At 46.1% G+C, this 12,244-nt stretch carries 12 protein-coding genes; 8 read left to right on the top strand and 4 right to left on the bottom strand.

Going from position 1 to position 12,244, the window contains the following annotated elements; all coding sequences use genetic code 11:
• Positions 1-44: 44 nt before the first annotated feature.
• From AC1RR2_RS15795 to tyrS, 4 genes are all read right to left on the bottom strand, one after another.
• Complete coding sequence (locus AC1RR2_RS15795) at positions 45-320, bottom strand: hypothetical protein (protein WP_493223231.1); 276 nt, start codon at positions 318-320, stop codon at positions 45-47.
• Positions 321-435: 115 nt separating this feature from the next.
• Positions 436-1,089 (bottom strand): histidine phosphatase family protein, encoded by a 654-nt coding sequence (locus AC1RR2_RS15800; RefSeq protein ID WP_493223232.1) that lies wholly within the window; start codon positions 1,087-1,089, stop codon positions 436-438.
• Entirely contained in the window at positions 1,086-1,547 is a 462-nt protein-coding gene (gene dtd / locus AC1RR2_RS15805) for a D-aminoacyl-tRNA deacylase (RefSeq protein WP_493223233.1), read from the bottom strand. Before dtd ends, AC1RR2_RS15800 begins: the two co-directional genes overlap by 4 nt.
• Complete coding sequence (gene tyrS / locus AC1RR2_RS15810; RefSeq protein WP_493223234.1) at positions 1,544-2,806, bottom strand: tyrosine--tRNA ligase; 1,263 nt, start codon at positions 2,804-2,806, stop codon at positions 1,544-1,546. The genes dtd and tyrS overlap by 4 nt, the downstream gene beginning before the upstream one ends.
• 350 nt (positions 2,807-3,156) lie before the next feature.
• On the opposite strand from tyrS, the gene AC1RR2_RS15815 reads away from it, so the two are divergent.
• The 8 genes from AC1RR2_RS15815 to AC1RR2_RS15850 all read left to right on the top strand — a co-directional run bounded on the left by AC1RR2_RS15815 (position 3,157) and on the right by AC1RR2_RS15850 (position 12,227).
• Positions 3,157-4,560: a M23 family metallopeptidase gene (locus AC1RR2_RS15815; RefSeq protein WP_493223235.1), complete on the top strand. Its 1,404-nt coding sequence runs from the start codon at positions 3,157-3,159 to the stop codon at positions 4,558-4,560.
• A gap of 74 nt (positions 4,561-4,634) precedes the next feature.
• A complete protein-coding gene (locus AC1RR2_RS15820) occupies positions 4,635-5,744 on the top strand; it encodes an anhydro-N-acetylmuramic acid kinase (protein WP_493223236.1) in 1,110 nt (369 codons plus the stop codon).
• A gap of 83 nt (positions 5,745-5,827) precedes the next feature.
• On the top strand, positions 5,828-6,475 hold the full coding sequence (locus tag AC1RR2_RS15825; RefSeq protein WP_493223237.1) for a DsbA family protein: 648 nt from the start codon (positions 5,828-5,830) through the stop codon (positions 6,473-6,475).
• Positions 6,476-6,496: 21 nt separating this feature from the next.
• Complete coding sequence (locus AC1RR2_RS15830; RefSeq protein ID WP_493223238.1) at positions 6,497-7,399, top strand: aldo/keto reductase; 903 nt, start codon at positions 6,497-6,499, stop codon at positions 7,397-7,399.
• A 190-nt stretch (positions 7,400-7,589) separates the two neighbouring features.
• Positions 7,590-9,911, top strand: a complete 2,322-nt coding sequence (locus AC1RR2_RS15835) for a putative bifunctional diguanylate cyclase/phosphodiesterase (protein ID WP_493223239.1) — start codon at positions 7,590-7,592, stop codon at positions 9,909-9,911.
• A gap of 95 nt (positions 9,912-10,006) precedes the next feature.
• A complete protein-coding gene (locus tag AC1RR2_RS15840) occupies positions 10,007-10,525 on the top strand; it encodes a peroxiredoxin family protein (RefSeq protein WP_493223240.1) in 519 nt (172 codons plus the stop codon).
• Between the two features lie 319 nt (positions 10,526-10,844).
• The gene (gene dusB / locus AC1RR2_RS15845; RefSeq protein ID WP_493223241.1) at positions 10,845-11,879 is read left to right on the top strand and encodes a tRNA dihydrouridine synthase DusB; all 1,035 of its coding nucleotides are present in this window, start codon (positions 10,845-10,847) and stop codon (positions 11,877-11,879) included.
• 114 nt (positions 11,880-11,993) lie between these two features.
• Positions 11,994-12,227 carry a helix-turn-helix domain-containing protein gene (locus AC1RR2_RS15850; RefSeq protein ID WP_186892113.1) on the top strand — a complete coding sequence of 78 codons (234 nt, stop codon included), beginning with the start codon at positions 11,994-11,996 and terminating at the stop codon, positions 12,225-12,227.
• Positions 12,228-12,244 lie beyond the last annotated feature (17 nt).

Genomic DNA, 12,244 nt, shown 5'->3' on the forward strand with positions numbered 1-12,244 from the left:
TTTCTGTTCTCCTTTGGCACATAAGTTTGCCTCAAGATCTCTAGTTATGCATGGCTTGATTTTACGGGAGGGTTACAGCCATAGCGCATTAATTCGTCGTTCGTAATGACCGTTTTGGCTGCGGTATCGCGTCTGGCATTTTCGACTTCACTTTTAGCTTTGATTTCGACTTGTTGTGGCTTGTCTTTTGTGACGCTCTGACTTGCGGTTACCTCTGGTGCTACCGCTTTATTTTCTTGCGCTTGCGCCGATGTACTCGAGGATAGGAATAAGAAGCCTGAGATTGACAAGATGGAGAATTGGCTTGCGTGTGTTGGCATCAGATGTAGGTGTGAAAGAAACTGTTTTTTAATTTACCATTTTCTTTCATGCATATAAAACAGTCAATTTTTAAGTGCTATTTTTTTTGTGCTTCTTTGAACTTAGTCTCTTTGCTTAACTAACTTCATCCAACATCGCATCACCCAAGTGTTCAATATTGCCCCAACTGATCAGCGCTAGCCGTCCATCCCGGAATTCAAAACGATTAATACTCGCGTTAAAAATCGTGATCGTGCGTTCGGCGTTCAAGGGAAGATTCATGGCGGCGCGATAGGCGCATTCAAGTACGCCACCGTGGGCGACTAAGGCGATTTTTTGACCTTCGAATTGTTCTGCGTAATGCACAATGCAGTCTATCGTTCGCTGCTGAAATTCGCGTATGCTTTCGCCGACATTCTTGTTGTCATCGAGTTTTGGCGGAAAATGAAAATCAGGATCGCGCTGACGCCAGTGCGCATATTCTTCAGGATAAATTTCAGGTAATTCGCTATACAGCTTACCTTCAAAATCGCCAAAGCAACGCTCGCGTAATGCGGCATCGATGCGGGTTGGCAGACCTTGCAGTCTAGCGATTTCACCCGCAGTTTGCATGGCACGTTGTAAGTCGCTTGAGATAATCGCAGCGAGTTTTTCTTGCTGCAAACCAGCCGCCAAGGCTTTTGCTTGGCGACGTCCTTCGGCATTCAAGGGAATGTCTAAATGTCCCTGCAATTTGCGCACCGCATTCCAGGCAGTTTCGCCGTGGCGTATTAGTAAAATTTCGGTCACGCTGATTTTTCTGCTTTGGATTTGGTTTGCAACCAGAAGGTGACCGGTCCATCATTGGTCAGTGAAACTTGCATATCTGCGCCAAATTGACCGGTCTCGACCACAGCATGTTTGTTGCGTGCCTGGGCAACAAAATAGTCAAACAATTGTTTGCCCAATTCAGGCGGTGCGGCGGGTGTGAATGAGGGGCGAGTGCCGGATTGCGTGTCGGCCGCCAAGGTGAATTGCGGGACTAACAACAAGCCGCCTTGTACGTCGGCGACACTGCGGTTCATTTTGCCAGCATCGTCCGAGAACACACGATAGCTGAGCAATTTAGTGAGTAATTGCTCAGCATCTTTTTCAGTGTCATGGCGTTCAGCGCAGACCAAAACCATTAGGCCAGTTTGGATAGCGCCTATGGTCGCACCATCGACGACCACATTGGCGTGACGAACTCTTTGCAGTAATGCGATCATGCCGTCAGCGTCACTTTGGCAAATTTACGTTTGCCTACTTGTAAAACCACCGTACCCGCTTGTACTTGCAATTGCTTGTCACTGATCACTGTGCCATCAATACGCACGCCACCTTGATCGACCATGCGCATCGCTTCCGAAGTGGAGGCACACAGATTCGCTTGCTTTAATAATTGAGCGATACCGACCGGGGCGCCGCTTAAGGTGATTTCAGTGATGTCATCTGGAATCCCACCTTTAGAGCGATTGACGAAATCCGCCAAGGCATCTTCAGCAGCTTGTTTGCTATGGAAGCGTGTCACGATTTCTTGTGCGATAGCGACTTTGATATCGCGTGGATTTTGACCTTCTGCGACGGATTTCTTGTATTGCGCGATCTGCTCCAAAGAACAGAAAGACAGCAAATCATAGTAACGCCACATCATTTCGTCAGAAATGCTCATGACCTTGGCGAACATGGTATTCGCAGGTTCTGTGATCGCGATGTAATTGTTTTTGGACTTGGACATTTTTTCCACGCCATCCAGACCCTCCAACAAAGGCATGGTCAAAATACATTGCGGCTCTTGGCCGTAGTCTTTTTGCAGTTCGCGACCGACCAGCAAATTAAATTTTTGATCAGTGCCACCGAGTTCCAGATCTGCATGTAAAGCGACAGAGTCGTAACCTTGCATTAATGGATACAGGAATTCATGTACAGAGATTGGCGTTCCCGCTTTAAAGCGCTTGGTAAAGTCGTCGCGCTCCATCATGCGCGCCACGGTGTACTTTGAGGACAATTGAATCAGACCGCGTGAACCAAGTGGATCGCACCATTCTGAGTTGTAACGAATCTCAGTCTTACTGGCATCTAAGACTAAAGACGCTTGTTTGAAGTAAGTCTGGGCGTTGGCTTCGATTTGCTCACGGGTCAATGGGGGACGCGTGGCATTGCGGCCGGATGGATCGCCGATCATGGAAGTGAAATCACCGATCAGGAAAATGACGGTGTGTCCCAAATCTTGCAGCTGGCGCATTTTGTTGAGCACCACGGTGTGACCCAGATGTAAGTCAGGTGCTGTAGGATCAAGTCCTAATTTGATGCGTAGTGGTTTGCCGGTTTTTTCACTACGTGCGAGCTTTTGCGCGAATTCAGATTCAATTAAGAGCTCATCGACGCCTCGTTTGGTCACTGCAAGCGCGTGTTGTACTGCATCAGACAAAGGCAAGAGAGTGCTGCTATTTTTTTCGTTAGTGGCGGAAGCTGGAGTGGCGGTCATGATTAAATTGAATATGCAATATGAAAAAATAGAGTGAAAATTTAGTGAAAATTCGATAAGGACATTGAGCCCGATAGCAAAGTTTTATGTTATTTGTAATTTATTTGCAATAAAGCATGCCGAGACTTTGACATAGATCAGTCGTAAAAAAATTTGTAACAGAGGTGGCGCAAGTAGTGCACTACCGACATAATCAACGCCTTGCATTATTCGCTATTTGCTATACAATCAGGCGACTAATTTTGAGCCCCACCTTCGGTAATAAGAATAAAAAGGAGTGGGTTTGCTAACACTCTGTTGGGTGCCTGCCTATCAACGCAAGCACTCAAACATCAATTTTAACTTATTGCATGCGATTATCCGATAATTTCCGTCATCTAGCTGCAACTACGAAAGTTAAAGCCCAATCAATTGTCAAAGACAGTATCCACAATGTGCGCAGTATGCGTGCATCACGGGTCATTTCTTTTTCCGCTTTATTCTTCGCAGTATGTGCAGTCGGCGCGGTAGGTGTAGCCCCATTAGCACCCGACGCTTCTAATTTACCTGTCAAAACGATTACACAAGAATTGGTTTTGCCATCTTTGGATGAGCAAATCTCTCAAATCGTTTTACAACAACAGCATTATGTTAAAGAAGAAAAAATTCAACGTGGCGACACTTTGGCTTCTTTAATGCAGCGACTGGGTGTCGATGATGTGAACGCCAGTAATTTCCTGAAAACCGATCCGGTAGCTCGCAATGTGTTGCAGGCGCGCGCAGGCAAATCGATACGCGTAAAGACTACGGATGAAGGTACTTTGGAATGGTTACGCGTTGGCCTTGACGGTGGTGAAAAAGGTGGCAAGACTTTGCTGGTATCGCGCGACGAGCACAACACTTTTAAGGCCGCTGAAATTGTTGAGCAATTAGAACGTCGTATAGAAATGCGTTCTGGCGATATTCAATCTTCTCTATTCGTGGCGACTGATAAGGCATTAATTCCATCACCAGTAGCCGATCAAATTATCAAGATGTTCGAAACGAATATCGACTTCCGCAAATTACAACGTGGTGATTACTTTAACGTGGTCTACGAAACTTTTTGGCAGAATGGCGAAATGGTAAAAACCGGTCGCTTGTTGTCAGGTGAATTCAAAAATTCCGATAAATTGTTTCAGGCAGTCTGGTTTGATGAAGGCGCTGGCGAAGGTGGTTATTACAGCTTCGATGGTAAATCTCTGAAAAAAGCCTTTTTGAAATCCCCTCTAGAATTCTCCCGCGTCTCTTCTGGTTTTTCTATGCGTGTTCATCCTATTTCTGGCAAGTGGAAGCGTCACACCGGTATTGATTTTGCTGCGGTCAGTGGTACACCAATTCGCGCTTCGGCTGACGGCACGATAGAACATGCGGGTCCTCAGGGTGGCTACGGCAATATGGTTATCGTTAAGCACTGGAATGGATATAGTACAGCCTATGCTCATATGAGTCGTTTCGCACCTGGTGCACGCAAAGGTACTCGTGTCAGTCAAGGTCAGGTAATTGGTTATGTCGGTTCTACCGGATGGTCGACCGGCCCTCATTTGCACTATGAGTTCCGGGTCAATAATGAGCCACGTGATCCAAACACCATTAGCGTGCAAAGTGCTGCGGCCTTAGCTTCGCATGAGTTGCCAAAATTCAGAGTAGTCGCTGCAGATATGGCGCACCGCTTTGATTTGTTGCGTCCAGAGCGAAATTCAGCAGCTAATGTGGCGCGCATTGCCGCACGCTAAATACCTGACGATAATTTCAAAAAAACAGCCGAACCTAGTTCGGCTTTTTTATTCTCAAATTCATTTTTTTAAATATGGAAAAAAAATCTTCCACGTTCATTGGCCTGATGTCAGGTACTAGCCTTGATGGTGTTGATGGCGTTCTCGTACATTTTCCCGAAGGTGAGGCTTTGCAGCTGCATGCCAGTGCGCATCAAAGTTTTTCACCCGAACTCAAGCAGCAGGCGCTGGCTTTACAACAAGCGGGTGCGAACGAAATTGAGCGTGAAGCTTTGTTGGCAAACGCCTTAGTAAGCGTTTATGCCGATTGTGTTTCAAAATTATTGAATACGACAAACTGTGAGGCATCCCAAGTGCAAGCAATTGGCGTACATGGTCAAACCATACGTCATCGTCCGGACTTGGGCTACACACGTCAAACAAATAATCCTGCTTTGTTGGCGGAGTTGACGGGCATCGATGTGATTGCTGATTTTCGTAGTCGTGACATTGCCGCAGGAGGGCACGGCGCACCTTTGGTACCTGCATTTCATAGAGCGATGTTTGGTCAAGCAGGACGTTGCCGCGTGGTAGTGAATATAGGTGGCATCAGCAATGTTAGTCTCTTGCATGCGAACGGACATACAAGCGGTTTTGACACGGGTCCAGGTAATGTACTGATGGATGCCTGGATACATCAGCATCAAGGTTTGGCTTATGATGATCGAGGTTCATGGGCGGCGCAGGGACAGGTTCATGCGGCGTTCTTAGAACTGCTATGTAGAGAAACTTATTTGCAGAAAGTTCCACCAAAAAGCACGGGTCGTGATTTATTTCATCTGGCGTGGTTGGAAGAAAAGCGGGCAGTATTTTCTGAGATCAGTGCTGTCGATGTACAAGCCAGCTTGTGCGAATTCACCGCCAAGACTATCGCCGATGCGATTCTCGACTATGCACCGGATTGCGAGGCCGTCTATGTGTGTGGTGGTGGTGCTTACAATGCTAGTTTGATGCGCAGTCTGAAAGCGCGCTTGGGTGACATCCATTTGGATAGTACGGATAATTTGGGAATCGCGGCGAATCATGTGGAAGCATTGGCATTCGCTTGGCTGGCACAGCGCTTTCATTTGCGCCTTGCAGGTAATCTTAGTGACGTGACTGGTGCCCAAGGTGAGCGTATTTTGGGTGCTTTGTATCCAGCGTGATCTAGATTTCGTAAGGCCCAACTTAATGTTCTGAGACAGTTTGCATGAGGTCGTTTTTTTAGTATTTTTTATGAATGATTTTTATGAGTAAGTTCGTCTATATCGCCGATCCCATGTGTTCATGGTGTTACGGATTCGGTCCGGAATTGCACCAGTTTTTGCAGACTCAGCCAGAAGCTGAATTGGATATTATTCTGGGCGGCCTGCGTGCTTATAACCGCCAAGTGATGGATGATGGGCAGCGCGAAATGATTTTAGAGCATTGGCATAAGGTACAGCAGGTGAGTGGTCTGCCTTTCGATATGACGGGTTTAAATCGGAATGGTTTTGTGTACGATACCGAGCCAGTGTGTCGTGCAGTGGTAACGGCAAAAATACTGGCGGAAGACATGCCGAATATGGTGATATTTAGTGTGTTCCAAGCCTTGCAGCATGCATTTTATGCGGCGGCGCGCGATGTGACCGATGACAAAGTGTTGGCTGAAGTCGCTAGTTGCGCTTTGAACGAGTTTGACGGTGGCGATAGTTTTGACTACGACAGTTTCTATGAAGTATTGACTGCGCCCTCAACCCGCGACGAAACACGTCAGCATTTTGAACAGGTGCAAAGGTGGGGTGTGCGTGGTTATCCTGTATTGCTTGCCTTGAAAAGTGACGGCCTGCATATGCTCAGCTCTGGTTATACCAAGGCCGAAAATTTGCAAGTAGCCTATCAACAATTGCTGAAGTAAATTTTGAGAGATGACAAGTCAATGATCAGTCCACGCCAACAACTCGCCCCACAGGGCCCTGAATTCTCCCGTATCGTCTTAGGCCTATGGCGTTTATCGTCATGGCAAATGAATCCGGCGCAACGCGCGGAATTCTTACATGCCGCATTAGACCTGGGTATTACGACTATAGATCAGGCCGATATTTATGGTGATTACACCAGTGAGACTTTGCTCGGTGAAGCATTTGCGTTTGCACCAGAGTTACGCCAGCATTTTCAGATCGTCACGAAATGCGGTATACAGTTTCCCGCCGCTTTACGTCCCGCCCAGACCTCGCATATATATAACACGACCCGTCAACACATTGTTAGCTCGGCAGAAACCTCTTTGCGCAGCATGCAAATTGAGAGCATAGACTTATTGTTGATCCATAGACCCGATCCTTTGATGGATGCGGATGAGATTGCTGAGGCTTTCACGCACTTGCATGCGAGCGGTAAAGTGAAACATTTCGGTGTGTCGAATTTCACCAATGCTCAGTTTGAATTGTTACATTCGCGCTATCCTTTAGTCACCAATCAAGTGGAATGCTCCTTGATGCAAATGGCCGCTATTGACGATGGCAGCTTTGATTTGGCACAGCGTTTGCGTATCGCTCCTATGATTTGGTCAGCGCTGGCTGGCGGTGCACTCTTCAGTGATGGTGGCGACTGTGCGCAACGCATTCGTGTCTGCCTTGAACAAATTGCTGAACAACTCGATGTCAGTTCGTCTTGTGTCGCTTTGGCGTGGATCTTGAATCTCCCCAGTCGCCCTTTGGTATTGACAGGTTCTAGTAGGGTGACGGTTTTGCAAGAAGCCGTACAAGCGGCACAGTTGCGCTTGTCGCGCGAACATTGGTTTGACTTATGGCGTGCGGCTAAAGGTTTTGATATTCCCTAAACCCGATAAGTGATTCTTAAAAAAATACTTTTCAGCAAGAGGGAAACAGCGTATAAAAGAGCACTGGTACTGCAGATACATCCAATTCCATCATTTGTAACTTGTGCTGGCCTAGGGTTCGCTTGTTGGCGCTTGATTTCCAACATAATAGTGGCAGCCAGCTTGCACACTTAGATTAGGGGCTTAGTAATTGAAGATATTCCGATTCTATTTACGCCGCTTTTTACGGGCTCAGCGTCTGCCAACAAAAGACCTGCAGCTATGGCGCGACGAAATGCTATCGGCAATCTTGTTGGTGACCATGTGTCTGGGTACCCTGACCGCGGTGCCGAGTATCTTGCTCGCGTTTCGCGATAGTCTTTATTCCATTATTTTCATCGATGTTTTGGCGATCGCCTGGCTCTTCACTCTGTGGCGTTGGCGCGGCTTAAGCTTTGTTGCCCGTAGCTGGAATTTTCTTTTTATTGTTTATCTGGTGGGCGTGTTCTTTCTACTGAAAGTAGGGCCAGTCAGCCAGATTTATCTTTTGGCGGTACCGGTACTCACTTCATTATTGTTGGGATTACGGCCGGCTATCGCGGTCCTGGTAGTGAATGCGATCACCTTGCTGACCATAGGTTTTTTTGCAGATATCGATTTACAATTTGATCGCTACCATGACCGGCCATTTTTGCGTTGGATCATCATCACTTTAAATTTCACCTTCATCAGTTCCGTCATTACGATTACGTGTGGCGTTCTTTTGCGTAGACTGGAGGAATCTTTGCGCAAGCAAATGGAGATCAGTCAATCATTGAAAGATGAGCAAAAATCTTTGCGTAAGGCGAATGAAGAACTACGTTTGATTTCTGCCGCCGTAGAAAATTTAAATGACATGGTGCTGATCACCAATAATGATTTGAGCGCAAACGGGCCACAGCTGGTGTTTGTGAACAGGGCGTTTGAACGCATTAGCGGCTACGCAAGAGCGGACGTGATAGGCAAAAATGTCGATCTCTTATATGGACAAAATTCTGACGCCCACGAGATTATTCGAATTCGTACGGCTTTGCGAAATCAGCAGGCGATACGCTCTGAGATCATAGGCTACAACAAGGCGGGCAAAGAATTTTGGTTGGAAGTGGATATTCAACCTATTAATAATAGCGCTGGGATATGTAGTAATTATGTTGCGATAGAAAGGGATATTTCCGAGCGTAAGAAGGCGGAATTTGACATCTATCGTTTGGCGTTTTTTGATGTACTGACAGGTCTGCCAAACCGGCGCTTATTACGTGATCGTATGGGGGTATTGTTGGCCAGCGCCCAGCGCACCGGACATTTTAGCGCTGTATTATTTATCGATCTGGATCATTTTAAGACCATCAATGATGCCCGTGGTCATGCAACCGGTGACGTGTTATTGATTGAGGTTTCTAAACGTCTGTCGGCTATCTTGCGTGAGGTAGATACGGTAGCGCGTATCGGTGGTGATGAGTTCGTTGTCCTAGTCGATAATCTCGACCATCAAATAGAAAACGCGGGTAAGCTGGCATTAACCGTTGCCGACAAAATCCGAATTGCACTCGCTAAAGATTTTGAAATTGATGGGCAAACTTATAGCTCAAGTTGCAGCATAGGAGTGACGCTTTTGCCGAAGGCAGGTCAGTCTGTCGATGATTTATTGCGTGAATCTGATACCGCGATGTATAGAGCTAAATCGGCAGGCAGAAATCAAATTGCTTTCTTTGAAGGTACGATGCAAACTGAGGTAGAGCAGCGCCTGACCTTGGAGCATGATCTTGCCAAAGCTCAGGATTTAGGTGAATTGCAAATGGTCATGCAAGCACAGGTCAATGAGTCCGGTCAGCCTGTAGGTGCTGAGTTGTTAATGCGATGGAATAGTAAAGAGCGTGGATTGGTTTCACCGGTGGTGTTCATACCCTTAGCCGAAGAATCAGGCTTGATTGTTCGCATGGGTGATTGGGTCATCTCGCAGGCTTGTGAAATTACTTTGCTATTGCGTAGACATGGCTGCGACTTTCCTCTTTCCGTTAATGTGAGCCCTAAGCAATTTCGCCAAGCAGATTTTGTAGATAAAGTAATCGCTATTTTGGCGCAATATCAAGTGGACGGTTCTCATTTGATCTTCGAAGTGACCGAAGGCTTGTTTATCGATAACTTGCAAGAAACCATCGCCAGAATGTCAAAGCTGTCGGCGCTAGGCATACGCTTTTCAATTGATGATTTTGGAACAGGGTATTCCAGTTTGAATTATTTAAAACGCTTACCTCTGTATGAATTGAAAATCGACAGGAGCTTTGTGCAAGATATACCGAGTGATACGAATGGCACGGCTATCGTCGGTTCTATCCTGTCTATGGCAAAACAATTTGGCTTGAAAGTCGTTGCAGAAGGCGTAGAAACCGAAGCTCAGGCTCAGTATCTGATAGAAAATGGCTGTGATTCTTTGCAGGGATTTTTATATTCTAGGCCGCTCGCACCGAGCGCCTGGCTAGCGGCGAGGTATTAAGGTCACGACGCTTTTACTTCGCTTTTCCTTCCCTACCTAGTAGTCAGAACACACGTATAATTCACGCTTCCCTTATTTGTTGGTAATTTTTATTTATGGCATCAAATAGCTCAAAGAAATTAGTTGGGACTCTGCTGTTATTCAGCGCGCTTGTGATCGCTGGCTTTTTTACTTATCAGTCGCTGAATAACAAGCAATCCGCACCCGCACTAAATTTTACTAACTTGCAAGGCCTTAAGACCAGCACGCAAAGCTTGCAAGGCAAAGTGTATATGGTGAATTTTTGGGCGACTTCCTGCACGACCTGCATTAAAGAAATGCCGCAAATGATAGCCAGCTATGAAAAATTTCGCTCCCAAGGTTTGGAATTTTTTGCGGTGGCGATGAGCTACGACCCGCCTAACTATGTGCTTAATTTTACCGAAACACGTCAACTGCCATTTCAAGTTGTTCTTGATGTGGAGGGAAAGATCGCGCAAGCCTTTGGCGATGTGAAGCTGACACCGACAACTTTTGTGATCGATAAGCAAGGAAAAATAATTAAACGCTATGTTGGCGAGCCTTCTTTTGTTGAATTGGATCAATTGTTAGCCCAATTGCTGAAGCAAGCTTAAGTTCTGTTAAGTTTTATGCTTGGCTTTGTGTCTGGTATGTATTTAATTTATCGCTAATTGTGAGTAAAGCGGCGCTAATTGTGTTGATCTTGTTTTGCTTTTTTTCTTAGTTTTATCTTAGATTTTTTTTGTCTTCAACTCATCGCAAAATCCTGCTATTTAATTGAGCAATATTTCGCAAAAAAGTCTATTGAAAACCCGCTCTAAATTAAAAAATATTGTTAGGTTCAAGGCCTGATTTTGCTAATTATTTAGGCAGCTTTTCAGGTAGAATAGCGCTTCCTCGAAATTCCTCCGACTCCCCCAAGGTTCTAACATCGTGCAAATTGGCTCCTATCAGCTGAAGAATAATATTTTTGTCGCGCCTATGGCCGGTGTGACGGATAGACCATTTCGCCAATTGTGCAAAGATCTCGGCGCTGGTTATGCGGTGTCGGAAATGGCGGCATCGAATCCTAAACTGTGGGAAACCGAAAAATCCACGCGCCGCACCAATCACGAAGGCGAGATGGAGCCCAAGGCAGTACAGATCGCTGGTGCTGATCCCAAAATGTTAGCGGAATGCGCCAAATACAATGTCGATAAAGGGGCGCAAATTATCGACATCAATATGGGCTGTCCAGTGAAAAAAGTCTGCAATGCCTGGTGTGGTTCGGCCTTGCTGCAAGATGAAAAATTAGTGGGTGAAATTCTTGACGCAGTGGTTTCTGCGGTGGATGTTCCTGTGACTTTGAAATTTCGCACAGGCTGGGATAGAGCGAACAAAAATGCATTGCAAATAGCGCGTATCGCTGAATCTGCGGGTATTGCCATGTTAACTTTACATGGACGTACGCGAGCTGATGGCTATAAAGGCGCGGCTGAGTATGACACCATTGCGGCAGTCAAAGCAGTGGTTGGAATTCCTGTTGTGGCCAACGGTGACATTACTACACCAGAAAAAGCGAAGTATGTGTTGGAGGTGACGGGTGCCGATGCGATTATGGTCGGTCGTGCTGCGCAAGGCCGACCATGGATTTTCCGTGAGATCGACCATTATTTAAAGACTGGCACCTACTTGCCAGCGCCCTTGGTGTCGGAAGTGAGTGGCTTACTTGATCGTCATTTGCGTGAACATTATGCGTTTTATGGTGAGTTCATGGGCGTACGCACAGCGCGCAAGCATATAGGCTGGTACGTCGAAGATTTGGTGGATGGCGAAGCCTTCCGCCAGCAAATGAATAAGTTGGAAACTTGTGAGGAACAATTGGCGGCGGTCAAAATGTTTTTTGATAGTCGACCGACAGAACGGTTACAATACCGCCCCTCCGAGATAAACCCGAACGAAGAATTAACTCAGGCCTTGGCCGCTTGAAGTAATTTCCTCGCTCTCCTCAGTATGATTTTGGTGGAAGTTTCATTTAGTTTAACCCTTGAATTCCCGGTAGTTTTTTTAACGAGGAATTTATTAATAAGAAGAAAATTCAGTATGAGTAAAGAAAGCATCCAAGAAGCCGTCCATAAAAATCTGGAAAAATATTTCCGTGATTTAGGCGAACAACCGGCTTCAAATATTTACGATATGGTGGTGTTAGCGGTTGAAAAACCGATGTTAGAAATGGTCATGACACGCACCGATAGCAATCAATCTCAGGCGGCAGATATGCTCGGCATTAACCGCAATACCTTGCGCAAAAAATTGCAGCAACACGGTCTTCTTTAATTTTAATTACCTATCTT

Source organism: Undibacterium sp. GW821-FHT11H02, assembly GCF_058808015.1.